The organism is Anabaenopsis sp. FSS-46 (assembly GCF_029891665.1).
Lineage (GTDB): Bacteria > Cyanobacteriota > Cyanobacteriia > Cyanobacteriales > Nostocaceae > Anabaenopsis > Anabaenopsis arnoldii.
On record NZ_JANQDG010000011.1, the window covers coordinates 75,763 to 102,759 of the forward strand.

Sequence of the window (26,997 nt, forward strand, 5' to 3'; positions counted from 1 at the left end):
GTTTATTATCTACCATCTCAAGCATTTCTGTATTTGGGTTTTATCACTTGGCTCAACCTGATAATTTACAAGCACAAGGAATTAAATCTCAATTGATTTACTCAAATCAAACATCACAAAAACATACTTTCTCAACCACATCTACTAACAGTATTAATTCAAATTCCAATTTAAGAAATAGTAAAACTAAGATTGTTTTTGCTCATAACCCTAAAACTCAACAGAGATGTGTTGCTGGTAATACAAACAACAAGACTATTATTTTAAGGGAATTGGAGATTGATAGCGCCAATCAAAAGCTATCTCTTAATACTCGAAAAACTTTTACAGAAAATACAAAACCTAATGAAGAAATAGGAGCGATCGCTATTAGTGCTGATTGTAAATATCTAGCTGCAAGTTTCAACGCAGAAAATGTGAAAACAGCAAACGAGGGAAAAGATAATAGAATCGTTATTTGGGATGTAGAAACTGTTAAAATAGCTGCTAGATTGTATGGACCATCAAATATTAATACTAAGAACACTCGAGCTTTTAATTATTTTAATTATTCATTAATATTTACTAAGGATAATCAAGTTGTCGCTGGTTATCGTGCGCAAGAAAATAGTCCAGTTATTAGATGGAACTTAAACTTTTTATTGCCAATCAAATCAAAAAAGAATAAGAACTTAGACCTCAAACTTTTAAATGAAAATACAGACTATTCTAAAATAGATGCGGATCAAGGATACTTAGAATCTATTGCGTTAAGTCATGATAACAAACTATTAGCAACTAGTGGGTCAGAAAAAACAGTTAAACTTTGGGATGCGACAAGTTGGAAAAATACACCAATTACAGACAGATTAAATATCAAAGAATCTTATAACGGTGCAACCACTCTTACTTTTAGCAAAAATAATAATCAATTAACTGCTGGAATTACAAAGAATGTTCATAAAGGAATTGCTACGGAAGGAGAAGTTTTGGTCTGGGATATCGAAAATCTAAAAAGCCACAACCTGATTAGAGGATTCCCAAAAAAATATGAATCAATACTTGCATCACTTGATTTTAATGACCAAAATAATTTACTGTTAGCTGGTTATGCAGATGGTAAAATTAAAATTTTACAGATCCCAGAAGGTACAGAAGTAATCAACAAAGAGTTAAAGCCAAAACTGAAATCCGCTTTTTTTATCCCTAATAATGAGCAATCCGATATAATGCATCAATATGCTATAACTGCACAATTAAGTGGTGATATTTCACTATGGAAAATAAAAAAAATACAAAGTACAGAACCAATAAACTATTCGAGATTATTATGGGGGATAATATTATTATTGTATGCCAATATTGCCTTGTACTTGATTGATAATCATCGGAAAAAACTTAAAATTTTTGTTCCTAGCAATAGAAAAGTAAGCAAGAATTATATTGGGGCTGAGGATGAAAATATAAATAATTTTGAGGAAGAATTAGAGGAAATCATTAAACATCTGCAAGATAATCAGCAAGCCCATAAAATTCGCTTAGATTATCAAGGTGAGGAGGGTAAAAGTATTGAACCTTTCAGTATAGAGATAGAATATGACAATGAAAGAATTATTGAAAGCATTAATAATACAAGTAAAAAATGGAAAGAAATTAAACAATTCCATAAATCCTTGATTCGATTTGGGTTAATTCTAACGATTTATCATATTATTCTCTTATTATTGGGAATATGGTTGTTTTTTACCGGATTTCAAACAATATTGGAAAACAGAGTTGAATATGACTGGAAAGAAAGAATAGGTCTTATCAACTTTTGGTGATTTGGCTTGGGGAAAGACGAGGTTACACAGAGAGCACAAGAGTATTCAGTAAAATCAACACCTTTTTTAGTTAATAAACTTTTAGCACGGATGCAAAATGGGCAGGTGCTCCAAGTGTAAATTTAAACGTTGGCAGCCATAACATCCTCAATTAAATTTAATACTTCTTAATTTTAATACTCCCCCGGATAGAAGCCGGGGGGTTCTTGCAGCCATCACGGCGACTGGACACAGATTTTACCCTAATCAAGTCACCGAGTGTCAACAACATATTGAACCAGTTGGGTCAGACGTTGACGCAGAGTTTCTAAACCTAATCGCTGACTTGCGGAAATAAACACAGCCAGGGGAAACTCCTCTCGAGCTAAAGCCAATGTGGCGCTATCTGCTTGGTCAATTTTGTTAAAAACAACCAGTGCTGGCCCCGGAGTAACTGGCATTTGTGCCAAAATTTCCCTAACTGAGCGAATATGACTCAACCAAGCAGGATGAGATAAATCAACCAAATGCAGTAGAGCATCGGCTTCTGTGACTTCTTCTAGGGTGGCACGAAAGGCATCCATTAGAGAGGCTGGGAGTTCGTGTATAAAACCTACTGTATCTGTGAGTAGAATTTCTTGAGTTCCACCATGGTCACCATCGGCAATTACTAGGCGGCGGGTGGTGGGGTCAAGAGTAGCAAACAACTGGTCAGCGGTGTAAACTTCCGCGTTGGTGAGAGCATTGAGTAAAGTGGATTTACCGGCGTTGGTATACCCCACTAAAGCCACAGAGGGAACTTCCTGATTTTGCCGTCTCAGGCGTAACCGGGAGCGATGGGCTTGTAACTGATTTACTTCTTGTTGCAGTCGAGAAATCCGTTTTTGAATAGCGCGCCGTTCTGTTTCCAGTTTAGTTTCACCGGGTCCACGGGTGCCAATCCCACCACCTAACCGCGACATAGCCAGACCTCTACCACTGAGTCTAGGCATCATATATCCTAACTGTGCCAGTTCGACTTGTAGTTTACCAGCACGGGACTGGGCGCGTTGGGCAAAGATATCTAAAATTACCTCTGTGCGGTCAACTACACGGACACCAATTTTCTTTTCCAAGTTACGCACTTGGGCGGGTGAAAGGTCACGGTCAAAAACAATCAGATTAGCTCCCAGGGTTTGGGCGGTAAGGGCGATTTCTTCCACCTTACCCTCACCCACTACTGTTTGTGGATGAATCCGCGATCGCTTTTGTTGTAATGTCTGTAATACTTCTCCCCCTGCTGTATGTACTAACCTGGCTAATTCCATTATGGTATCTTGGAATCTTTGACTACTTTCAGTGTCAGTAATAATACCAACTATTACTACGCGGTCATGGTCAGCACCTACTTCTGTGACCACAAATTCCCGTTGGAATTCCGCTTCCACACTGTCCACTAAGTCGATAAAATCCTGCTCTGACAGCACATCTAAACTCATAGGTGGGGATACGCTAGAGTAAAGTCCCGAGTCGGGAGCCACTAAATTTACCTTTGTCCCCAGCTGAGTTGAGACTAGCTGTTTAGTATTGGATACTAAATGAGCTAAATAACTTTCCTTGACGTACCCAGTGGAGCCGCCTCCGCGCTTTGTAAATCCTGTGGCAGTGATATTTAGCACTACAAGAGCATCTAAGCGTTGCAGTGCCATAGCCGTCAAAGCCGACTCATTCGGGGGTTCTGCCTTGAGATGGGTGGCGATACAACGAATACCGCTCAGACGCTCTGCACCGTACCGGGGTAATTCTAACGGTGGGATTTGCGTTTGACGAGGTGTACCTACCCCTACACGCATCACTTGTCCCCGACGATTGAGGTAAGCACATACAGGCTGATTGATTTCTGTGCTGATAGCAGCCAGACGCTGGGAAAATTCAGGCGTAGTAATGCGATCGCCTGGTATGCGCTGGTGGTAAAGTCGCTGTAGTTGCTTCAGCTGACTGGATTTTAGACCTTGAAGATTTCCAAAAATAGTTTCTATAGGCGTTCCTGACCAGTAAATGGCCCCCCAAATCGTTACTTATGTCTATTTTACAACAGTGTTTTGTCTGTCAACTCCTTCTGATCAACCTGACAAACAGTAAATATTCTCATCTAAAACATCATAAATTGTAATATTATTTTCTTCAACTTTAGGAACACTTACGCAGTTAGCAGATAACTAGCCTGGCTGAAACTACGTAAATGCAGACAATCCACAGATTTTTGACATTCGACGTACCCTAAAGGGTATATTTGCCCTAAAAGTGCCAATTAATGAGGGAATGTCCTTGTTTATCAAATTATTCGACAATCATAGAGTCTTTGGATTACTGATCTATTTATCCTCTACCTTGTTTATCTAAAAATTTGTTGAATTTAGCTAATTACCATTTTTCTTAATTTTAGGATTTTGAGCCACAGATGACTGAAATTCTCCCCACCGGAAACCTAGGCGCTATTACTGTTTCAAACGCCCAACCCTGAATCAACAGGGTTTGTGAGCAGACAACACCACGCTCTTGAGAGCAAACGTGGTGCGCCTGGGAACTTGGAAACTCAGTTGGATCTGTTGTTCCAAGATAACAACAATGGCACTAGAGTACCTGGTGGTGAATATCCCGGCTTCTAGCCGGGTAGAGCGTCAAGCCGAGCGACATTCCATGTCTGCTGTGGTCACAGCATGGTATGTTCTAGAACGGTTATTATAAGTGAGCTTAATTTCTTCTAAAGCCAGACGTAAATCCTCTTTACTACTAAAACCTTCTAGACGATGCCGAATTATGCCATTTTCCACTAACAGCAAAGTTGGCAGTGTCCTGAGTCTATAAGTATTAGCCAGTTTAAAATTATTATCAGCGTTAACCCCCACTAACTTGATTTGCTCACCACATTGAGCATTAAATTGCAACAACAGAGGGTGAATCAGGCGACACAAGCTGCACCACGGTGCTTCAAAATTCACTAAAACAGGAATGGGAGATTGTAAAACTTCTTGTGTAAATGTCCGCTCACTAACCGACAACACCATGACGCCTCTAAAATTATAAGGTTTTGATATTAAACTAGCTATCAGGAGCAAGAATTGCCAAGGCAGTTATTTCCTCAAGCAGCTTTAGGAAAAACATACACTCTAACCACCAGCCAGGGCAGAGATACTGTCGCTGTTTTCACTTATCCACTGCCCATGTTTCCTGTTCCCAGGAAATTGGACTGCTGTGTTATTACTTCCCTAGTACAAGCATTTAAGTTGTCAAAGACCTAGAGAAAATATCAAACTGACGAAGCGATCCCCCCGCTGAAAGCTATTAAAATTCATACTACATTGATTTGGCAGCGGTTGATCGGCGGAAATTGCCATTGAGTGGTATTTTATTTTGATAGTGGGGATCGTCTCTAACTACCATTCTATCCTACTAGTTGCTACCAGTAACAGGGGGTGAGCCCAAGAGAGCAGAGCTATAAAAATTGCTACTCCTAAGTAGGCAGGTCGGAGAAACTCCTGCCATTTGATAGATTGACGACCATCAATAATTGCTCGGAAAGGAATAATTGATGTCCGTTGTTTGACGATTTCAAAGGCTTCACCATAGCGTGCCGCCAGCCGGCGATCGCCATGCCAAACACCAAACAAGTGATGCAAGATTAAGCCCAGGGAAGTAACCAAGGTAAAGCTAGTTCCTAGCCAGAGGGTATGAGCTAAACACCAGATAATTTGCCCTACCATCTGGGGATGGCGGGTAATACGAATAATTCCTGTCTCGTAAAGGTGAACTTGGGGCTTTTGAATGGCGGCGATTTCTAGTAAATTGAAGGTAGCAGGATACAAAAAGAAAAAGGAAATCGCTGATAATACCCAAACTCCTAGCCTTACTCCCGGTACTGCCTGTACTAGCCACAGTTGCAAACCGTCATACCGATGATTGAAAAAGTAAATAATTAAGATTACAGCTAAGGGTAAACTAATTAATGCAAAACAAATGCGATAAAGCCTCGGTCCGATGTGTTTTTCTGCCCAAGGACGGAGGGCCGCTCCCCCACTGTGAGCGATCGCGAAAGCTAATTGTAATCCCAACATGACCAAATGACTGGGAGTAAGCCAAGAATTTAGCATTGTATACATAGGTGAAGTAATTTAACAAAAAGTTAACTCAGTACAACCAATACCACAAAATTTTCCACAGGAGACTTTACTCAGGGTGTTGTGGTACTGTCTTTTTCGAGTCAAGCCTTCTTGAAGATGTAACAAAACAAGGGAGGGTGACAAGCTGGAAAACTTGATTCACTAGTCAATTGTCACCAATTATTTATTTCTGCTACAGATCACGCCCCTAGTGGGCAGAAAAACTACGTAGCAGTTTGCTTTGTTCACCAAGCTGCTCCTTTTAAAATTGTGGGTTGAGCCTTATGTCTGACCTTCCTTTCACTTTAGATCAGTTACGTATCCTGAAAGCGATCGCCGCAGAAGGGAGCTTTAAGCGTGCTGCTGATAGTCTTTACGTCTCGCAACCTGCGGTGAGTTTACAAGTCCAAAATTTAGAACGACAGCTGGATGTACCTTTATTTGACCGTGGAGGCCGTCGCGCACAATTAACCGAAGCTGGACATCTACTCTTGAGCTATGGTGAGAAAATCCTGAGTTTGTGTCAAGAAACCTGCCGCGCTGTGGAAGATTTACAAAACCTCCAAGGCGGTACTTTAATTGTTGGCGCTTCTCAAACCACCGGAACTTATCTTTTACCAAAAATGATCGGTATGTTCCGCCAAAAATATCCAGATGTATCAGTGCAATTACATGTCCACTCTACCCGGCGCACCGCCTGGAGTGTCGCTAATGGACAAATTGATCTAGCGATTATTGGTGGTGAAGTTCCGGCTGAGTTAGCAGAATCTTTGGTAATTATGCCCTACGCTGAGGATGAACTAGCACTGATTTTACCAATATTTCATCCCTTTGCTAAACAGGAAAAAATTCAAAAAGAAGACCTATATAAACTACAATTCATTGCTCTAGACTCCCAATCAACTATTCGCAAGGTGATTGATCAGGTACTGGTAAGGTGTGATATTGATACCAGACGGTTTAAGTTTGAAATGGAACTAAATTCCATAGAAGCCATCAAAAATGCCGTGCAATCAGGCTTGGGTGCTGCCTTTGTCTCCACCTCAGCCATCGCCAAAGAATTACAAATGGGTGTATTAAAATCTACCTGCATTGAAGGTGTCGTCGTCAAGCGAAACCTCTGGTTGATTTTTAATCCTAATCGCTATCGTTCTAAGGCTGCAGAAGCCTTTAGTCAAGAAATTTTACCTCAGTTTGCTACTCCAGAATGGAATAAAGATATGTTGAAAATATCACAACCTAAGTTAGGGGTAAATACACTGGATGGAGTCAATATTAACTCTTCTGAACCAGTTTAAAATCTAGTTATTAGTCTCTTGTCATCAGTATTTTTAGTTTGGGGATGTAATTTTCCTTAATTTATTGGTGGGAAAATTATAATTTATGGTTGAGAGCAAGTAAATCGATTTATTTATTGATGGCATGACAATGATAAAAATGAAAGTTTACTGTACTCGTCCGACTTGCCCTCGCCCACAAAACTACTTTGCGGATTTGGACGATATTAACACCCTGAAAACAACGCAACAAAAATATTGTACTACCTGCGGTATGCCCTTACTCCTAGATGGTCGATATGTGCCAGTTAAGTTACTGGGAAGAGGGGGATTTGGTACAGCATTTTTAGCAATAGATCGCCGCATACCAGGAATGCGTCAATGCGTAGTCAAGCAGTTCCAGCCCGCAGGAAGTTTATCACCTACTCAATTGCAAAAAGCACAAAAGTTATTTGAGAGAGAAGCAGAAGTTCTAGCCCAAATAGGTAGTGGACACGAGCAAATACCTGATTTATTTGCTTTTTTCCCGGTAATAGTTAATAGTTGGCAAGGAGGACACCAAGAGCAGTTTTTTTACTTGGTACAAGAATACATTGATGGACAAAATTTAGAAGAAGAATTGGATCAGAAGGGTAAATTTTCTGAACCAGAAGTTTTAGAAATACTCCAAGAAATTCTCAAGGTTTTACAGTTCGTACATGATAGAAGTATCATTCACAGAGATATTAAACCTTCTAATATCATGCGTCGTCGTGATGGTAAACTCTTTCTCCTGGATTTTGGGGCTGTAAAGCAGGTAACAAATGCTACGGGAGGCTCTAATGCTTCCACTGGTATTTATTCCATGGGATTTGCACCACTTGAGCAAATGGCCGGTAACCAGGTCTTCCCGTCTACAGACTTATACGCTTTGGCGGTCACCATCCTGAACTTGCTGACAGGTAAAGAAGCAAATCAACTGTTTGATACCTATACTAATCAGTGGCAATGGCGCTCTTTAGTTAAGGTCAGTCCTCGCCTGGCTGATATTTTAGATAAAATGCTCTTACCTGCTGCTAATCAACGCTTTCATTCGGCCAATGAAGTAATTATAGCTCTTTCTCAACCATCAATTACCCCAATTGTTACACCCAAATCTCAACCAGCCAAAACAAAACCTCAGCCCAGTTTTTCTACGTGGGAATTATTGGCTGGAGCAGCTTTTAGCGGGTTTGAGGGTGCATTAATAGCGATCGCTCTGAATAGTTTATTGGGCAGTGCTGTAATCACTGGGGTGATTTGTGCTTTGCTCTTAGGTATAATAATATTCGCCCAAACTAGACGGTGGATTGAAAAGTTTGATTTATTATTGATTCCGGTAATTACCTTAGCAGTGATTATTTTTGTTCCGTTTTTACAAGGGGGAATTGCCATTTCACAAATAATCTTGCTAGCGGTTGCTGGTGGTTTAGCAACTATTGCAGTTACATCCATATATCGAATTGTTTATCAAATATTATCTTTAATATTTAACAAGAATTAAAACACCTACACATCCAGTTTCTTTCAGCATTACTCACCGCGACGCATAAATAAATTTATAAATCAACCCCAATTCTTAATTATGTCCCAGAAAAATGAAACTACCCTACTTGTTTTTTCCCTGCTGATCACATTGGGCTTATTAGGTGGTATTTTGTGGTTTTTTGACATAATCAGATTTCCCCAAAATCAACCCGGTGCAGAGCGGATTAGTTTTGGAGAAAGAATTTTGAACACTGGCGAAGTGACTCCTGACAAAAAAGCGGGAGTACAAGCAATAAGTGATAAAAATTATACCCAAGCTATTGCTAGTTTAGAAACATCTTTAAAACTGAAGCGTAATGACCCCCAGGCACTGATATATTTAAATAATGCCCGCATTGGTGCTGCTAAAAGCTATAGTGTTGTCGCTTCAGTACCTATAGGTAATAATCCTAATGTTTCCCTGGAGATTCTACGCGGTATCGCTCAAGCCCAAAATGAGGTGAATACCTCCGGGGGTATTAAAGGCGTACCTTTAAAGGTAGGGATAGCCAATGATGATAATAATCCTGAGATTGCTCAACAAATTGCTGCTAGCCTAGTTAAAAATCCCGATGTATTGGGGGTAGTTGGTCCTTATAGCAGTGACACTACCTTAGCGGCAGGTACTATTTATGATGCTGGGAAACTGGTAGCCATTACTCCTATTAGCACTTCGGTGAAAATTTCTAACTTTAGCCCCTATATTTTCCGCACAGTACCTAGTGATTTTATCGCAGCTAGGAGCTTGGCTAATTATATGGTCAAAAACTTGCAGAAAAGACAAGCGGCGGTTTTCTTTAATTCCCGGAGTAATTACAGCCAGTCTTTAAAGTCGGAGTTTGTATCATCTGTGTTGTTGGAGGGTGGACGAGTATCACGTGAGTTTGACCTGTCCCAGGGAAATTTTAGTGCGGCTAAAAGCCTACAACAGGCTATTGGGGAGGGTGCAGAAGTTTTGATGTTAGCAACTGACACTGAAAGTTTAGATAAAGCACTGCAAGTGGTTCAACTCAACCAGAAACGGTTAAATGTACTGGGAGGAGATGATGTTTATAATATTAAAACATTAGAAGTGGCGGGAGAGGCAGCCTTGGGGATGGTGGTAGCAGTTCCCTGGCATATTTTAGGCGATCGCCAGTCAGATTTTCCCCAAAAGTCGAGGGATTTGTGGGGTGCTGATGTTAGTTGGCGAACTGCCTTGGCCTATGATGCCACTTTAGCCCTGATTGCCGCATTAGAAAGAAATCCTACACGTTCGGGGATACAACAAGCACTCACCGCTTCTGATTTTTCTCCTACTGGGGCTTCTGGTGCGATTCGATTTTTACCTTCAGGCGATCGCTCTGCGCCTGTGCAACTAGTAAAAGTAGTTACCGGTGACCGTTCCCGGACTGGCTATGACTTTGAACCGGTACGGTGAACCATCAGAGAAGATGGGGAAAACGTTTTCCACGGCATAAATTCTTCCCCAGGCGAGTTGAGTGGTCTTAATGTGGTTTGTACAGCCACGACCACCCAAGCCCAGTCTAAATTAACTGAACATCCTAGGTAATATAGAATACATTGGTGCTATTGACCCTTGCTATTGGGAAGCAAGGGCAATAGATTGCTCATTACCAAGAACATTGATTTTCACATTACGCAATTGATCACAATCTGTTTGTGGTTGTCAAACAGATTGCTCAAACCCAGGAAGTAGATATTGCCGACTCTAACTTGCTGTGGCTTTTGTTCATCAGCTGTGAAATGCGTTTCAGTTGGCTCGATTAATCGACTCTGCTGGTAAGCAAATGAGATTATCTCCCTGGGTGAGGATTAAGCCGCGTTGACGCAACTTACCCATCAAGCGAGTCACAGTTACACGAGTGGAACCGATGGCGCTACCAATTTGGGCATGGGTGAGGGGGAAGGGCAGACAATAGCCACGAATCACATCGGGGTCAGTCTCACTCATAGCCGGTTCTCCGTATTCCTCAATCAATAGTGTCAGGAATCCTAAGAGTCGGTCAATGGTGCGGCGTTGTCCCAAGGCACTCAGCCACAGTAATTTACGTTGGTGCTGATACCTAAAGGCATCCATGACTTCACGGCGGAAGTGAGGCCAGTTGTCTAAATCGTGCCAGTACATCCACAGCACAGCTGTTTGGTCAACATGGGCGTATGCTTGGAGGGTGAATGGTGACTGAGCCACAATTTCAAACGGTTGTCCCGCGCCGATAAAACCCAAGAAGGCTTCTTCTGGAGTTCTATTAATGCGTCGAGAAGTGAGCTGACTGGCGGTGGCACTAACTTGTGCTGTTCCCACCATGCGAATTGCGCCCCTTTGCACTAAGTACAATAATCCAGGTCGGGCTGGAATACGTTCATCCTTGCTAAAGGTGCGGCAGCGGTAGTGTTCTTGAGCCCAGTCAAGAATCCGTTGCCAAGTTAAAAAGGGCCGTGATGCCTCAGAAAAAGAAGATGGAGATTGCATAGGTAACAAAGAGCGTTTGGCTGAATACAAAGACGTAATAAAAAGGTGCAAGGAGTGTCTTTGTGTCGGCAGAGTAGGCTTAACGCCTAACAGCGTCAGCCATACAAAGAGCAGAAAAGCAGTTAGTTTGCCCTCTACTCTTTTGTTATACTTCCTACTGTACAATGATTGTAGTAAAGTTTACTGACAGTTCATCGAAAATTCATCAAATTTTATGCTACTCTCATTTTTTTGCATCAAGTTCAGATTTATATCTTAAGGTAGATGACGAAAATATACAAATATGTTATGGATACCCTGTGAGTACAAGTGTATATAGTTCAAATTTACTAGTGAGCCAAGAAATAGCAATTAAGGGGTTAATATATCGTTACATATTATATGTACTCAGTTTTTGTAATTTTAGTGGTGAATTTGTCCCCATAGCAAGTAGAAAGTTTCCTCTCTATAAGGGTACAGATGATAGTCGAGTTTTATATATTTCAGGTTTGGCGCTCCAGTTGGCAAAATCTGATCATGACAAAACGATGGACATCGCCAATGGAATTGTCTCTCACTTATCGGCAATGGGTGACGGTGTTTTTCATGTGGAAGTAGTCCCGCCAGGTTGGATTCATTTAGAGTTAACTCATGCTTTTTTAGCTGCTTGGTTGCAAAACCTTGTAGTTAAGAGTGTGGGTGAAGATGGGGAGAGGGAAAAAGCCAAAATTACCATATTAAATCCCTCTAGCTTGTTTATGATTCAATATGCTCATGCGCGTTGCTGCTCACTGGTGCGGCTAGCTCACCATGAAGGATTGATTAAACTCAAGGAAGTACATCAGGCTAACCTGACTAGTTTGGTATCGGTAGAGAACATACCTTGGCTCAACGATGAGCAAAAACTCCGCTTCACTCACCCAGCAGAGGGTCGTCTGATTACTGAGTTAGTAGAGGCTGTAGATAACTTAGAGTGTAGTGGTACAGTGAACTGGGAAAAAGTTGCCTTGGATTTAAGTCGAGCTTTTGAGGCTTTCTGGTGCAGGTGTCGGATTTTGGGGGAGGTGAAAATTACTTCACTAGAATTAGCCCAAGCCAGGGTGGGACTGATCATGGCTACTCAGTCTGTGTTGAGGTGTTTACTTGTAGATAAACTGGGAGTTTTTGCTCCTCTGGAGTTATGATTATTTGCGATGAAAAGATTCTTTACCAAATCTTTATAATTACCGGGAAAAATCGCAAGTTTTGTGGAAACTATTGACTGATGTAGTCGCCTCGGTTATATTTACAGGTGTGTGAGGAGCGAACCAGTAAAGGCACCGAGACGAAACACGGCCAGTCGTCGGTGTCTTTTCTGATGTTAAGCAGTTTTAAGAGAGTAAAAATTTCTCGATCGCACTTACTACCCCATCTTCCTCTACAGTAGGGGCTACCCATTGGGCGACAGCTTTTACACCTCCTGGGGCGTTACCCATAGCTACACCGATACCAGCATATAGCAGCATTTCCAAATCATTAAAGTTATCACCAATAGTCATGACGTTTTTGCTTTTTAAGCCTAGTAATTCTTCTGCTAGGTAACGCACAGCAGTTCCCTTATTAACTAAGGGGTTAGTTGCTTCAAAGAAGGTAGCAATCGAAGTTGTGAGGTAAAGTTCAGCAGGTGTGTATTGACGGCGTAAATCACCTAGTAACTGATTAATTACCTGTGTGTCCTCACACAAGGCTAGTATTTTTGTGGGTTCATCGCTCAGAACTCGGCGTAGGTCGCCTACGGGAATTGGCGTAATACCAGAACGTTTTGCATAGGTTTGAGTTTCTTGGCTCAAGTCTCGCACGTACAGCTGGTCATTAATATAGAAATGGATAGATAAATGCGATCGCAGTTGTGGTTGTTCAAAATAATCTAGTAGTTGGTGTGCGATTTCTCTGGAAACAGACCAATGGCGATGAATTTTCTGACTAGCTGGGTCTTGAATCCAAGCGCCTTGATAAGCCATCAATGGTAGAAGACAGTTAATTTCTTGGTGGAAGCGTAAAGCTGAACAATACATCCGACCAGTGGCGATGGCTACGTGAATTCCTTTGGCTTGTACCGCGGCGATCGCTTGCTTTACGGGTACACTTAAGGTGTTAGACTCTCCAGAAATCGTACCATCTATATCTAAAACCAGTAACTTAATGTCCTGTGTAGCCAGAGCCTGATTACCAGCGGATGTTAAATCAGAGGTAGGTGCTTTGTGCATAAATTCCCCATTCAGGTTAAAACTCCCAGTATGAGGTTAGCAGGCTCTAGCACTTCATGGAGAGGTAAAATAATATAGCTATGTCTCAAACTGCAAACACCACACGTCGTCCCACCTTCATCCTCGTAGATGGACATTCCCTAGCTTTTCGTTCTTATTTCGCCTTCGCCAAAGGAAAAGATGGCGGACTGCGGACTAAAACAGGAATTCCTACTAGTGTATGTTTTGGGTTTCTCAAATGTCTATTAGAAGTTATGGCGACACAACAACCAGAAGCCATAGCTGTGGCTTTTGATTTGGGTTTACCAACTTTTCGCCATGAAGCTGATGATACTTATAAAGCTGACCGTCCAGGAACACCAGAAGATTTTGTTCCTGATTTAAAAAATCTGCACGAATTGCTAGCAGGGTTAAATCTGCCAATTTTCACTGCACCTGGTTATGAAGCGGATGATGTTTTGGGAACCATAGCACAAAAAGCTACTGCTGCTGGGTATGGAGTGAAAATCTTAACAGGCGATCGCGATTTATTTCAACTCATCGACCCAGCCAAAGAAATCACCGTTTTAAATTTTAGCCCTGATGCTCTCAAACGTTCTACAAACAGCATCACTGAATTTAGTACAGCAGAAGTTCAAGCCAAATTAGGTGTATTACCTGCACAAATTGTCGATTTTAAAGCCCTCTGTGGTGATAAATCAGATAATATTCCCGGTGTCAAGGGAATAGGCGAAAAAACCGCAGTACAGCTACTTAGTACTTACGGTTCTCTAGATCAGATTTATGCGGCACTAGATGAAATTAAAGGCGCAACACAGACAAAACTATTAACAGGTAGAGAAGACGCCCAAAAGTCCCAATACTTAGCCAAAATTGTTTTAGATGTTCCTCTAGAAATTAATTTAGAAGATTGCAAATTAACGGGATTTGATACCAGTATTCTCACTCCCATTTTAGAGAAATTAGAATTCAAAAGCTTTTTAGGTAAATTTAACGAACTCCAGCAACGTTTTGGTGGGGAAATCACCCAGAACTCAGCCACCACAACCGATGAAGATGATGATGTGTGGTTTTTTAGTGCTGCGGACACAGCAGCAATGTCACCAACAATTAACTCACCCATTCAACCACGGATAATTAAGACCTCATCCCAACTGACTGAGTTAGTCAACTTATTACAAAAATTTACTGACCCCAAACATCCTGTTGCTTGGGACACTGAAACCACTGGATTAGAACCAAGAGATGCTCAACTAGTGGGTATTGGTTGCTGTTGGGGAATTGCTCCTGATGAGTCAGCTTATATTCCCCTGGGTCATAGAGAAGGGGAGAATTTACCTAAAGATATTGCACTCACCGCACTAAATCCGATATTATCAAGTGCAGAATATCCCAAGACCTTCCAAAATACTAAATTTGACCGCTTAGTTTTTCGCAACCAAGGAATTAACTTGGCAGGGGTAGTATTTGATACCATGTTAGCCAGTTATGTTTTAAATCCAGATACTAGCCATAACCTCACTGATTTAGCGTTGCGTCATTTGGGATTAATCTTAACTAACTATAATGATTTAGTTCCCAAAGGTAAAAATATTGGGGATATAGATATCACTGCTGTAGCTAATTATTGCTGTTTACAAGTTTACGCCACATGGCAACTTGTGCCTAAGCTCCGTGAGGAATTAGAAAAAACTCCAGCTTTACATAAGTTATTGCTACAAGTGGAACAACCCCTAGAAGCAGTTTTAGCGGAGATGGAATATACGGGTATTTCGATTAATTCTGTTTACTTACAAGAACTCTCCCAGGAATTAGAGATAACTTTAGCTAAATTACAGGACACAGCAATTACCGTAGCTGGAGAAAAATTTAATTTGGGTTCTCCTAAACAATTAAGTCAAATCTTATTTGAAAAATTGGGGTTAAGTACCAAATACTCCCGGAAAATTCAAACCGGTTACTCTACTGATGCAGGGACTTTAGAAAAACTCCAGGAAGTTGATACAACTGGCTTTGTTAATGCCATTATTGAATATCGTACTTTATCGAAATTAAAGTCTACCTATGTAGATGCTTTACCGGCTTTAGTCCGTCCAGATACCCAACGGATACATACTGATTTTAATCAAACTGCAACTTCTACGGGCCGGTTATCTTCCTCGAATCCCAACTTACAAAATATCCCCATTCGTACAGCTTTTAGTCGCCAAATTCGTAAGGCTTTTTTACCGAAATCAGATTGGTTAATGGTGTCTGCGGATTACTCTCAAATCGAGTTACGCATATTAGCTCATTTGAGTCAGGAGCCGATACTATTACAAGCATATCAGCAAAATGAAGATATTCACACAGTAACCGCACGTTTAGTATTTGACAAGGAAGATATTACATCAGAAGAACGCAGGATTGCGAAAACTATTAATTTTGGTGTAATATATGGTATGGGTTCACTAAAATTTTCCCGTTCTACGGGGATAGATAAAACTATTGCTAATGAGTTTATCCAGCGATTTAATGAACGTTATCCATGTGTATTTGCTTATTTAGAAGGGTTAAAAAAACAAGCGATCGCTCAAGGTTATGTAGAAACTATTCTAGGTAGACGCAGGTATTTTGAGTTTACCAATAATAGTTTACGCCACTTAAAAGGTAGCAACCCAGATAACATTGACTTGAGTAAATTAAAAAAATTAGCTGCTTCCGATGCGGGATTATTACGTTCTGCTGCTAATGCCCCAATTCAAGGTTCTAGCGCTGATATTATCAAAATTGCCATGGTGCGACTGCATAAAGTTTTGCAGAAGTATCAAGCGCGGTTGTTATTACAAGTTCACGATGAATTAGTATTTGAAGTTCCTCCTCTAGAGTGGGAAGAATTGCAACCACAAATCAAGTTACTCATGGAAGATGCTGTACATTTAAGTGTCCCCTTAGTGGTTGATGTGAGTACAGGTGATAATTGGATGGAGACCAAGTGATTACAGCTACAATGATTGACCATAACCGTTTATTCAACAGACTACTCACTAGCTTTTTTTGTAGAGTTCCGAGCGGAATCAGTAGAGGCTGTTAAGGTTTTCATGATTAGTTACGGGTTATGTGTAATACCACTAAATATTTTCTGTTCCTTACTACCCAATTTATAAAATATAAAACCATGCTTAATTACCCTGCCTAATTAGCTTCCGGTGGGGTATTTTATCCTCAAGGGTGTGTGTCACAATTATTAACAGTTCCCCCAAATTAGAATTCTAAAAGTAAGCATCAGTGATGGAAGTAATCTATGAATATGCCTGGCTGATTCCAGTATTTCCGCTTTTAGGAGCAATGCTGGTTGGTTTAGGGTTAATTTCTTTAAATCAAGTGACAAACCGCCTGCGGCAAATCAACGCTGTAGTCATTATCTCCCTCATGGGAGCCGCAATGGCGTTCTCCTTGGCCTTGCTGTGGAGCCAAATTCAAGGACACGCGCCTTACCTGCGTACCCTAGAATGGGCAGCAGCCGGTAATTTTCACTTGAGTATGGGCTACACTATCGACCACCTAACAGCCCTGATGCTGGTGATTGTCACCACAGTAGCTTTATTAGTCATGGTGTACACCGATGGCTATATGGCTCACGACCCTGGATACGTCAGGTTTTACGCCTATCTCAGCCTGTTCGGCTCCTCGATGTTGGGTCTAGTACTTAGTCCCAACCTGGTGCAGATTTATATCTTCTGGGAACTAGTGGGGATGTGTTCTTACCTGCTGGTAGGCTTTTGGTACGATCGCAAAGCAGCAGCAGATGCTTGTCAAAAAGCATTTGTGACTAACCGCGTGGGAGACTTTGGGTTACTATTGGGCATTCTCGGACTATTCTGGGCTACGGGAAGCTTTGATTTTGGGGTCATGGGCGATCGCCTAGGCCAACTCGTAGAAACCGGTTCTGTAAGCAATTTTCTCGCCATCTTGTTGGCGATCTTAGTCTTCTTAGGACCCGTGGCAAAGTCTGCCCAATTTCCCCTCCACGTCTGGCTCCCAGATGCCATGGAAGGACCAACCCCCATTTCAGCCCTCATCCACGCTGCCACCATGGTAGCAGCCGGTGTGTTCCTGATTGCCCGGATGTACCCAGTATTTGAGCATGTCCCAGCGGCCATGAACGTCATTGCCTTTACCGGGGCATTTACAGCGTTTTTGGGTGCTAGTATTGCTATAACTCAAAATGACATCAAAAAGGGTCTGGCTTATTCCACCATCTCCCAATTAGGCTACATGGTGATGGCTATGGGATTAGGCTCATACAGTGCGGGCTTGTTCCACCTTATGACCCACGCCTACTTTAAGGCGATGTTATTCCTAGGTTCTGGTTCGGTGATTCACGGTATGGAAGGGGTTGTCGGTCATGACCCAGCCTTAGCCCAGGATATGCGCTTGATGGGAGGAATGCGAAAGTATATGCCCGTCACAGGTATTACCTTCTTGATTGGTTGCTTGGCAATTTCTGGGGTTCCACCTTTTGCTGGTTTCTGGTCAAAAGATGAAATTCTCGGTAACGCCTTTGAAGCTAGTCCACTTCTGTGGTTAATTGGCTGGTTAACTGCCGGTATTACCGCCTTCTATATGTTTAGAATGTACTTCATGACATTTGAAGGCAAATTCCGCGGTAACGACCAGAAAATTAAGGATAAGCTGAAAAAAGCTGCCACCCCCATAGTCCAGGAATTAGATTCGGCTGCACTAGCACCTAATTTTGGACCAGGGGCGATGAAACAAGGAGAATTGGCAGCCCATGACTCCCACGGACATCACAGCAGTACTCCCCATGAATCACCGTGGACGATGACTTTACCTCTGGCTGTGTTAGCTATACCTTCGATTCTGATAGGTCTGGTGGGGACACCCTACGCTAACTACTTTGAGGAGTTTATTTTTCCCCCTAGCGAAACCATCACCGAAGTTCTGGAAAAAGCCGCTGAGTTTAACCCGACGGAGTTTTACATCATGGCGGGGGCTTCTGTAGGTATTTCTTTAATCGGCATTACCTTGGCTTCGCTAATGTATTTGTGGGGTAAAATTGACCCGGCTGCGATCGCTTCTCAAATCAAATCTCTTTATGAGCTATCCCTGAATAAGTGGTACTTTGATGACATTTACCATCGTGTCTTTGTTCTGGGACTACGTCGTCTAGCTCGACAAGTGATGGAAGTTGACTTCCGCGTTGTTGATGGTGCTGTTAATCTTACCGGCTTTTTCACCCTCGTTAGTGGTGAAGGTCTGAAGTACCTGGAAAATGGTCGCGCTCAATTCTACGCCTTAATTATCTTTGGGGCAGTTTTGGGTTTAGTGATTTTCTTTGGTATCACCTAGTTGTTACAGGGGTGGACTGCTGTCCGCCCCTACATTATTTTTTGTTTCACGCACCAGGCGCACTAGGCGCAGAGAGTTGCATTGCAAAAGATGACAAGATTTTTGACTACAAGTCATATACCTTTATTTGCTCTCAGGGTGTTGATAAACTCTATTTTCTAAAAGCCAAAGCCAAATCCTGAATTTATAATGTGACTCTTTATCAAGAGGTTTGTACAAATATTTGACTAACACCTCAATAATCATCTAAAAATACGTGATTTTAATATTTTCATTAAATTTGTCATTTAATGGACAACAGATGCCTTAATTGCTAATTATGAGGCAATTGGCGGGGAGTTTACCTGTAATATACAGACTGGCGGTTAGGGCAGCTTTGTAGATGTGGTTTAGGTCATCCGGGAGGGTGGGGGATTGTCAATTTGATTAAATCAACCTAACAATGAAAGGAAAACTGCCAAAAAGCTGTTAGTTAATAGCTAGTGACTTTTTGCCCAACATGATTCTGTTTGCAGATTAATTGCGATGAATACAGTTAATTTTCCGTGGCTGACGACAATTATTTTGTTACCTATAGCCGCGTCGCTACTGATTCCCATCATCCCAGATAAAGACGGCAAAACAGTGCGCTGGTATTCCCTGATTGTGGGACTAATAGATTTTGCACTAATTGTTTACGCTTTTTATACTGGTTACGACTTCTCGAATCCAGATTTGCAAATGGTGGAGAGTTACCCCTGGTTACCTCAACTTGATTTGAATTGGTCAGTAGGGGCAGATGGCTTGTCTATGCCTCTGATTATTTTGACTGGGTTTATTACTACATTGGCAATTTTAGCAGCTTGGCCTGTGACGCTCAAGCCCAGGCTCTTTTATTTCTTGATTCTGGCGATGTATGGCGGTCAAATCGCCGTGTTCGCTGTTCAGGATATGCTGTTATTTTTCTTGGTGTGGGAACTGGAACTCGTACCTATCTACTTTCTGCTGTCCATTTGGGGAGGCAAAAAGCGACAATATGCAGCGACTAAGTTTATTTTATACACCGCTGGTGGATCGTTGTTTATTTTGCTGTCTGCCCTGACAATGGGATTTTACGGCGATACCGTCACCTTCGATATGCGATCGCTGGCTTTGAAGGATTTCGCTCTTAATTTCCAGCTTTTACTTTATGCTGGGTTTCTCATTGCCTACGCTGTCAAGTTGCCAATTATTCCCTTACATACTTGGCTACCAGATGCCCACGGTGAAGCTACAGCCCCAGTACATATGTTATTAGCAGGTATTCTGCTGAAAATGGGCGGTTATGCCTTAATTCGCATGAATGCCCAAATGCTCCCCGATGCTCACGCTTATTTTGCCCCTGTGTTGGTGGTTTTGGGGGTGGTTAATATCATCTACGCCGCCCTAACATCTTTCGCCCAGCGCAACCTGAAGCGGAAAATTGCCTACTCTTCAATTTCTCACATGGGTTTTGTCCTCATTGGTATTGCTTCCTTTACCGATTTGGGACTGAGTGGGGCGGTTTTACAAATGGTTTCCCACGGGTTAATTGGGGCGAGTTTGTTCTTCCTTGTGGGCGCAACTTATGACCGGACACACACCCTGATGTTAGATGAAATGGGTGGTGTCGGTAAGAGGATGAAAAAGATTTTTGCTATGTTTACCACTTGTTCCATGGCTTCTTTAGCATTACCAGGAATGAGCGGTTTCGTGGCTGAATTAATGGTGTTTGTGGGTTTTGCCACCAGTGATGCTTATAGCTCCACTTTTAAAGTTATCGTGGTGTTCCTGATGGCTGTGGGGGTAATTTTAACTCCAATTTATTTGCTGTCTATGTTACGGGAAATTTTCTATGGTCAAGAAAACGAAGAGTTAGTTTCCCACCAAGCTCTAATAGATGCTGAACCCAGGGAAGTGTTTATCATTGCTTGTTTGTTAGTGCCAATTATTGGTATTGGGTTTTATCCTAAGTTACTGACCCAGATGTATGATGCCACAACAGTACAGTTAACGACAAGATTACGTCATTCTGTACCGACTTTAGCACAGGAGAAAGAAGCATCACAGATTTCTTTGCGCGCGCCAGAAATTTCCCTCTAAGTACTGATTGATAGTTGAATTTTATATTTCTCTGCTGGCGGGTCGAGTACCCGCTTTTTTTTGCTAAGATGCTAACTAGTAGGAAATTATTCACAGGTCAACAGTCCCCGTCTCTTTAGAGCGGGGATTGTCAATAGAGTTTTGTATTTGCAATGTTATAGCATTTCCCATGCTCGTGAGGTACAATTTTTTTTAGTTTGAGGGAACAGGGAACAGGGAACAGGCAATTGGGAATTGGGAATAGGGAATTGGTGTGTACTTCATGAGCCTGAAAAAGGCTTTATTACATCTGTTATTACATCTTGCCGTGCTGCATCACTTGTTGCAAATGGTGGCGAACTTCTTGGGTTTGTTCTATTTCCAACTGTCGCAACTTTTGAAATAATTCTACACAGGGCTGAGAGTTCATTTCCTGTGCATCTTTGATGTAGCAGTCATAAGCCTTTACTGCTTCAGCTTTATTATGCAGCACGGTGAGGAAGTCATACTCTAGGTTGCTAATGGGTTGTTGAGATTGACCGTTACCCGTAGTCATAGATTGATTCTCCTTGAGGTGACTATTTGATTTTTACTCATGCTCAAGGAATGATTCATCTATCTATAAGGGTACAAAAAAATACGTCTCAAAGAGGTTCAAACCTCAATTTTAGCTGTATGTACACAGCACTTTTCAAATAAATCAAGTCACATTTTAATGTCACAAATCTTCTCGGTTGGGCATACTATGGCTAGGCGACGCAAGCTATCCACATGCTCAGTATAACTCCTGCCTACCCTGGGTAAATAATGTGAATAATAGAAAATCACTTGTATCTTGGTGCATACAAGTAGTATAACAGCCTAACAAATGCTATAATAAGGGTTGGCAATTATCAATTATTTACAAATCTTTAATATTGTATATTAAAGTTATTTTTATCTTAAAAAAAATCAAGGTCAACCTTACGATAAAATACAATTTCTGGCAATTGTGGTTAAAGGCAGGATAATGACAAGTTAAGGAAGGAATTATTTTTCTGGCAGAAAAGTATTTGATACTCCTGAACAAGAATCATGCAGGTAAGACTGACTTACCGCAAGAGGGGTTTTATGAACGAAAAAGTAAAATCGGGTTCGCGGAACGTTGCAATTGTTGGACCTTATTTAAGTGGAAAAACCACACTACTAGAAAGCTTATTATTTGTCAGTGGAGCAATTTCGCGCCCGGGTAATGTGAAGGATGGTAACACGGTGGGGGATAGTGCGCCAGAATCGCGCGATCGCCATATGAGTGTGGAAGTCACCGCCGCCAGTACAGAGTTTAAAGACACTCGTTTTACCTTTATTGATTGTCCGGGTTCGGTAGAATTTGCCCAAGAAACCTACAATACTTTAATAGGAGTTGACGCAGCAATTGTCGTTTGTGAACCCATCAGCGAACGGGTTCTGACCCTAGCGCCCTTATTTAAATTCCTGGATGATTGGGAAATTCCCCATCTGGTGTTTGTGAATAAAATGGATAGGGCAAATATTCACGTTTTAGAAACATTACACGCACTCAAAGCAGTTTCTAGTCGTCCTCTGGTAGCTCACCAATACCCAATCATGCAAGGGGAACAACTCACCGGATTTATCGACATGGTGAGTGAACAAGCATATCAATATCACCCAGGCGCACCTGCTGATTTGATTCCTTTTCCTGAAAATTTAAAAGCAGAAGAACAAATCGCCCGGTCGGAAATGCTCGAAGCTTTGGCGAATTTTGACGACCACCTACTCGAAAAACTTTTAGAAGACATTGAACCACCCCAAGAAGAAATTATTCAAGACTTAAAACTAGAATTAGGGGCGGATTTGGTAGTTCCGGTGTTCTTTGGTATAGCAGAAAAAGATTATGGTGTCAGACCTCTGTTAGAAGCACTACAACGAGAAGCGCCGGAATCAGAAACCACAGCAGAACGTCGTTTAAGAAATATCAAAGGGAATCACCCCTTAGCCCAGATATTAAAAACTTACTATACCCCCCAAGGTGGCAAACTCTCCTTAGTGCGTGTGTGGCGAGGTGAATTAACTGATGGTATTGTCCTAAATGGTGTTCGGACTGGGGGAATTTACCGCCTCATGGGACAACAACAGCATTTAGTTAATCAAGTCGGTGCAGGTGAAATTGTCGCTTTGAGCCGTTTAGAGGGTATCAACACAGGAGAGACAATTTCTACACAAACCCCGGCGAAGGAATTACCCAAAGCCGAACAGTTAAGGCCAGTCTATGCTTTGGCGATTACACCGGAAAGACACAATGATGAAGTAAAACTCAGCAGTTCCCTGAGCAAGTTGTTAGAAGAAGATCCTTCCTTGGCTTGGGAGCAACACGGGGACACTCATGAGGTCATTCTCTGGGGTCAAGGTGAAATTCATTTACAAGTCGCCCTAGACAGACTGCGCCGCAAATATCACTTACCGATGACAACTCATCAGCCGCAAGTACCATATAAAGAAACCATCAGTAAAACTGTGGCTGCGGTTCATGGACGCTACAAGCATCAAAGTGGTGGTCACGGCCAATTTGGTGATGTTTTCCTGGATATCAAACCCCTAGCACGGGGAAAAGGTTTTAACTTCGATGAAACTATAGTTGGGGGTGTAGTTCCTAAACAGTATATTCCCGGTGTAGAAATGGGTGTGCGGGAGTTTTTAACACATGGGCCTTTGGGGTTTCCCATGGTAGATGTGGCTGTCACTCTCACTAATGGTTCTTATCACAGCGTTGATAGTTCTGAACAAGCTTTTAAACAGGCTGCACGATTGGCAATGCAAACGGGAGTACCCCAGGCTAAACCGACTCTGCTAGAACCGATTCTGCGGGTGCGAGTGACAACACCGAGCGAATTTACCTCTAAGGTACTGCAATTATTGAGTGGTAGAAGAGGGCAGATTTTAGGATATGAGGGCAAAGATGATTGGCAAAACTGGGATCATGTATCTGCATACTTGCCCCAAGCTGAGATGCAAAACTTTATTATAGAGTTGCGATCGCTCACCCTGGGTGTTGGGTTTTTCCACTGGGAACATGACCATTTCCAGGAAGTACCAGATAAACTTGCTGAACGTGTGCTAATGCGGAATGGGAATGGTAGCAAGGGGAACAGTAAGTAATATCTTCAAGTTTCTTGATCCGTGGCTCTAGGAGTGGCAATAACAGTCACTCCCATTTTCTATTAATCACCTTGGGGGTATTCATTCCACAGTGTCGTAATTTCACGTAAACTTTGGTGATTACCATTACCCAAAATCAAGTGATCTAATAATGGAATGCCTAAAAGCCGCGCCCCTGCTAATAATTGACGGGTTAATTCTATATCTTCTGGGCTAGGTTCCACATTACCTGAAGGATGATTATGAGCAATAATTGCCCGGGTTGCACCTTGACGAATGACTTCTCGGAAAATTTCTCGCGGGGATGCTAAGGTTTCCGTGGCAGTACCAATAGTAATTACTTGGGTTCCCAATAACCGATTTTTCACATCTAACAGCAACACTGCAAAACGTTCTTGTGTTTGCCACATTAAATCTTGACTAAGTGCAGCCGCAGCCACAACGGGGTTATCAATGGGTGTACTGTCTGATGGGCGAAATTGAAAGGTACGTTTCCCCAATTCAATTGCCGCTAAGATAGTGGTGGCTTTGGCTGGGCCAATACCAGGAATTTGCATTAATTCCGCTGGGTTAATCTCTCGCAGAACTGCTAGGGGGTCACGTTGATGTTTACTTAGTTCTTGTAATATATATTGTCCTAATCCTACAGCCGAAAGTTTTCCTGGACCCTGGCCAGTACCTAAAAGAATTGCAATTAACTCAGCTGTAGCCAAAGTTTTAGCACCGTGGCTCATTAAACGCTCGCGTGGACGCTCATTAGTGGGAATATCGGCAATTCTGAGGCAATAAGTCATAGAAGAACTAAGGGGAGGAATCACTTAGATAAGACTATTCTTATTTATCCCTCTTTTGGTTCATATTTGATCGCTAGGTAAAAAACTTTAACAGAAAATCTTCACCACATAACCAAAATCCCCCATAGATGAATTTAGGGGCTACCTTTCCAAGAAAAAGTTGGTGTAGCCCCCACTGATAGTCAGCTGATACCAAATAATTAAAATCCCATTGCTTGGGCTACTGCCCCTACTTCAGCATCAATGCCTTGTTTAAATTGGCTCTGACTGTGTTTAATAGCTGTATCTGGGTCTTTTAAACCATTCCCTGTGAGGACACAAACCACTGTCGCCCCTGTGGGAACTTGGTCTTTAACCTGCAATAAACCGGCTACAGATGCAGCGCTGGCGGGTTCACAGAAAATACCTTCTGATGATGCTAAAAGTCTATAAGCATCGAGAATTTCCTCATCGGTAACGGCTTTAAAACTACCTTGACTAGCAGATTGGGCAGCCATGGCTTTATCCCAACTAGCAGGGTTACCAATACGTATAGCTGTGGCGATGGTTTCGGGATGGGTAACAGGATGCCCATTTACCAGGGGAGCAGCCCCTGCGGCTTGGAATCCCATCATCCGCGGTAGGCGATCGCATTTTCCGCCTTGGTGATATTGACAAAACCCCATCCAATATGCTGTGATATTTCCCGCATTACCCACTGGGATACACAACCAGTCTGGAGCATTACCCAAAGCATCTACCACTTCAAATGCTCCGGTTTTTTGTCCTTCCAAACGGTAGGGATTCACGGAATTAACTAAAGTAATGGGATAGCTTTCGGACATTTCCCGCACAATTTCCAGGGCGCGGTCAAAATTCCCTTTGATTGCTAAAACTTCCGCACCATACAATAAAGCCTGTGCTAACTTACCCAAGGCTACATAGCCATCGGGTATCAACACAAAAGGCTTCATCCCGCCACGTTTAGCATAAGCTGCCGCCGCCGCTGAGGTGTTCCCTGTACTAGCACAAATTACTGCCTTAGCCCCAGCTTCCTTAGCCTTGGTGATTGCCATGGTCATCCCCCGATCTTTGAAGCTACCAGTGGGGTTAAGACCATCGTATTTGACAAATACTTTTACCTGTCTGCCAATGCGTTCGGCGATGGCCGGTACTGGAATCAAGGGAGTATTACCCTCTAGTAAGGTAACAACCGGCGTTTTCTCGCTTACAGGTAAATATTCGCGATAGGCTTCTATCAGTCCGGGCCAAGGTTGGCGAGTAGATTTAACAACAGACAAACTCACAGTCACAGGTTTTAAAAGTTTTTAACTAAGGATTGGGGATGGGTAAGCCCTCCATTGGCAAGGGAAAAACTTAATTTCTCCTTTCGAGGTGCTATTTTCTAGATTTTTCATTCTATAAGAATATTATCCACATTGAGTGCCAACGTCTCACTGATGATTTTTATTTTATGTGAAATCCTCCTTTGTGATCACACTACTCTGCCTTCCCAGCCATGAATTCTGTGTGTAACTCAGGGGATACCATTACCTTCACTTATAAATACACTAGCCAAGTATGAGTTTATATGATTAAATATATACAACTGTTTAACTAATCTTAACTTAACGTTATTATGATGTTTATATAGATGGTGTGAGTCAATTTAGGAAATTTATTTAACAATGCCTACTTGTTCATCTAGTGTTTCCGAACGTCCCTCCCAGACTCTCTGGGTTAGCGATGTCACCAAGTCTTATTATCAAGAAGACCAACACGCGAAACTTCAACACCTCCAAGCAGAAGTAGATTCTTTGTTAGAGCAATTACAAAACCTTAAACAACAACGTTTAACCGAGAACAACTCAGAAGTTTGACAGTCTCAGATATAATCCCCTGTTTACACAGGTTTCCAGATTCACCGCGTTTAATCTTAGAGCGTGGTGATATTTTTTCGACGTTTAGCTGTCTGCTATATAAAACCTAGACAAAGCTAGACTTTACTTTCTACTTCAACGGGGGCATGGGAGCGGTTATCCCTTAGTAGACTTGCACGCCTTAGCCAGACGCGATATTTCTCTTAAGATTTACAAGAAAGACTACCGCTATCATTGCTTGGTTTTCGCGTTGGCAATAGTCTTAATTCAATACTTAATATCGTATTATATATCAAGTGGGCGATTTTATTAACTCA

General features: G+C 42.0%; 19 protein-coding genes and 1 pseudogene. 11 read left to right on the top strand and 9 right to left on the bottom strand.

Translation table 11 applies throughout. The features are described 5' to 3' along the window. The first annotated feature begins 47 nt into the window (after positions 1-47). Positions 48-1,802, top strand: coding sequence for a hypothetical protein (locus NWP21_RS01315; RefSeq protein ID WP_280791319.1), 1,755 nt, complete (start codon positions 48-50; stop codon positions 1,800-1,802). Positions 1,803-1,840: 38 nt separating this feature from the next. On the opposite strand, the pseudogene NWP21_RS01320 reads toward NWP21_RS01315, so the two are convergent. Both NWP21_RS01320 and hflX read right to left on the bottom strand, forming a co-directional pair. Further along, positions 1,841-1,924 (bottom strand): annotated as a pseudogene (locus tag NWP21_RS01320) (glutaredoxin domain-containing protein); the annotation flags it as partial. Positions 1,925-2,053: 129 nt separating this feature from the next. Next, positions 2,054-3,613: a GTPase HflX gene (hflX, locus tag NWP21_RS01325; RefSeq protein WP_280791320.1), complete on the bottom strand. Its 1,560-nt coding sequence runs from the start codon at positions 3,611-3,613 to the stop codon at positions 2,054-2,056. A gap of 684 nt (positions 3,614-4,297) precedes the next feature. On the opposite strand from hflX, the gene NWP21_RS01330 reads away from it, so the two are divergent. Further along, positions 4,298-4,429: a hypothetical protein gene (locus tag NWP21_RS01330; protein WP_280791321.1), complete on the top strand. Its 132-nt coding sequence runs from the start codon at positions 4,298-4,300 to the stop codon at positions 4,427-4,429. A 12-nt stretch (positions 4,430-4,441) separates the two neighbouring features. Here the strand turns inward: NWP21_RS01330 and NWP21_RS01335 are convergent, their stop codons facing one another. Together NWP21_RS01335 and NWP21_RS01340 are read right to left on the bottom strand one after the other, a co-directional pair. Then, positions 4,442-4,828, bottom strand: a complete 387-nt coding sequence (locus tag NWP21_RS01335; RefSeq protein ID WP_271734117.1) for a thioredoxin domain-containing protein — start codon at positions 4,826-4,828, stop codon at positions 4,442-4,444. 369 nt (positions 4,829-5,197) lie between these two features. Continuing rightward, positions 5,198-5,920: an NnrU family protein gene (locus tag NWP21_RS01340; RefSeq protein WP_280791322.1), complete on the bottom strand. Its 723-nt coding sequence runs from the start codon at positions 5,918-5,920 to the stop codon at positions 5,198-5,200. Between the two features lie 284 nt (positions 5,921-6,204). Between NWP21_RS01340 and NWP21_RS01345 the strand changes: the two genes are divergently transcribed. From NWP21_RS01345 to NWP21_RS01355, 3 genes are all read left to right on the top strand, one after another. Further along, positions 6,205-7,218 carry a LysR family transcriptional regulator gene (locus NWP21_RS01345; RefSeq protein ID WP_280791323.1) on the top strand — a complete coding sequence of 338 codons (1,014 nt, stop codon included), beginning with the start codon at positions 6,205-6,207 and terminating at the stop codon, positions 7,216-7,218. A 139-nt stretch (positions 7,219-7,357) separates the two neighbouring features. Beyond that, positions 7,358-8,719 (top strand): serine/threonine-protein kinase, encoded by a 1,362-nt coding sequence (locus tag NWP21_RS01350; protein WP_280791324.1) that lies wholly within the window; start codon positions 7,358-7,360, stop codon positions 8,717-8,719. Between the two features lie 81 nt (positions 8,720-8,800). Beyond that, positions 8,801-10,162, top strand: coding sequence for an ABC transporter substrate-binding protein (locus tag NWP21_RS01355; protein ID WP_280791325.1), 1,362 nt, complete (start codon positions 8,801-8,803; stop codon positions 10,160-10,162). A 333-nt stretch (positions 10,163-10,495) separates the two neighbouring features. On the opposite strand, the gene NWP21_RS01360 is transcribed toward NWP21_RS01355, so the two are convergent. Beyond that, positions 10,496-11,215 carry a Crp/Fnr family transcriptional regulator gene (locus tag NWP21_RS01360; protein WP_200989883.1) on the bottom strand — a complete coding sequence of 240 codons (720 nt, stop codon included), beginning with the start codon at positions 11,213-11,215 and terminating at the stop codon, positions 10,496-10,498. Positions 11,216-11,547: 332 nt separating this feature from the next. Between NWP21_RS01360 and NWP21_RS01365 the strand changes: the two genes are divergently transcribed. Further along, on the top strand, positions 11,548-12,378 hold the full coding sequence (locus tag NWP21_RS01365; protein ID WP_280791326.1) for a DALR anticodon-binding domain-containing protein: 831 nt from the start codon (positions 11,548-11,550) through the stop codon (positions 12,376-12,378). A gap of 186 nt (positions 12,379-12,564) precedes the next feature. On the opposite strand, the gene NWP21_RS01370 is transcribed toward NWP21_RS01365, so the two are convergent. Beyond that, positions 12,565-13,440, bottom strand: a complete 876-nt coding sequence (locus NWP21_RS01370) for an HAD family hydrolase (protein ID WP_280791327.1) — start codon at positions 13,438-13,440, stop codon at positions 12,565-12,567. An 80-nt stretch (positions 13,441-13,520) separates the two neighbouring features. Here NWP21_RS01370 and polA point away from each other — a divergent pair, with 80 nt between their 5' ends. The 3 genes from polA to ndhD1 all read left to right on the top strand — a co-directional run bounded on the left by polA (position 13,521) and on the right by ndhD1 (position 20,892). Next, positions 13,521-16,418, top strand: a complete 2,898-nt coding sequence (gene polA, locus NWP21_RS01375; protein ID WP_280791328.1) for a DNA polymerase I — start codon at positions 13,521-13,523, stop codon at positions 16,416-16,418. 292 nt (positions 16,419-16,710) lie between these two features. Then, positions 16,711-18,792: an NAD(P)H-quinone oxidoreductase subunit 5 gene (locus NWP21_RS01380; protein ID WP_280791332.1), complete on the top strand. Its 2,082-nt coding sequence runs from the start codon at positions 16,711-16,713 to the stop codon at positions 18,790-18,792. A 525-nt stretch (positions 18,793-19,317) separates the two neighbouring features. Continuing rightward, positions 19,318-20,892, top strand: a complete 1,575-nt coding sequence (gene ndhD1, locus NWP21_RS01385; RefSeq protein ID WP_280791329.1) for a photosynthetic/respiratory NAD(P)H-quinone oxidoreductase subunit D1 — start codon at positions 19,318-19,320, stop codon at positions 20,890-20,892. A gap of 295 nt (positions 20,893-21,187) precedes the next feature. Here ndhD1 and NWP21_RS01390 read toward each other — a convergent pair whose 3' ends face one another. Further along, positions 21,188-21,427, bottom strand: coding sequence for a hypothetical protein (locus tag NWP21_RS01390; protein WP_271734104.1), 240 nt, complete (start codon positions 21,425-21,427; stop codon positions 21,188-21,190). A 554-nt stretch (positions 21,428-21,981) separates the two neighbouring features. Here NWP21_RS01390 and NWP21_RS01395 point away from each other — a divergent pair. After that, on the top strand, positions 21,982-24,027 hold the full coding sequence (locus tag NWP21_RS01395; protein WP_280791330.1) for an elongation factor G: 2,046 nt from the start codon (positions 21,982-21,984) through the stop codon (positions 24,025-24,027). A 62-nt stretch (positions 24,028-24,089) separates the two neighbouring features. Here NWP21_RS01395 and radC read toward each other — a convergent pair whose 3' ends face one another. Next, complete coding sequence (radC, locus tag NWP21_RS01400) at positions 24,090-24,821, bottom strand: DNA repair protein RadC (RefSeq protein WP_271760806.1); 732 nt, start codon at positions 24,819-24,821, stop codon at positions 24,090-24,092. Positions 24,822-25,021: 200 nt separating this feature from the next. After that, positions 25,022-26,113 (bottom strand): threonine synthase, encoded by a 1,092-nt coding sequence (thrC, locus tag NWP21_RS01405; RefSeq protein WP_271734101.1) that lies wholly within the window; start codon positions 26,111-26,113, stop codon positions 25,022-25,024. A gap of 375 nt (positions 26,114-26,488) precedes the next feature. On the opposite strand from thrC, the gene NWP21_RS01410 reads away from it, so the two are divergent. Beyond that, positions 26,489-26,680, top strand: coding sequence for a hypothetical protein (locus tag NWP21_RS01410; protein ID WP_271734100.1), 192 nt, complete (start codon positions 26,489-26,491; stop codon positions 26,678-26,680). Positions 26,681-26,997: the final 317 nt, after the last annotated feature.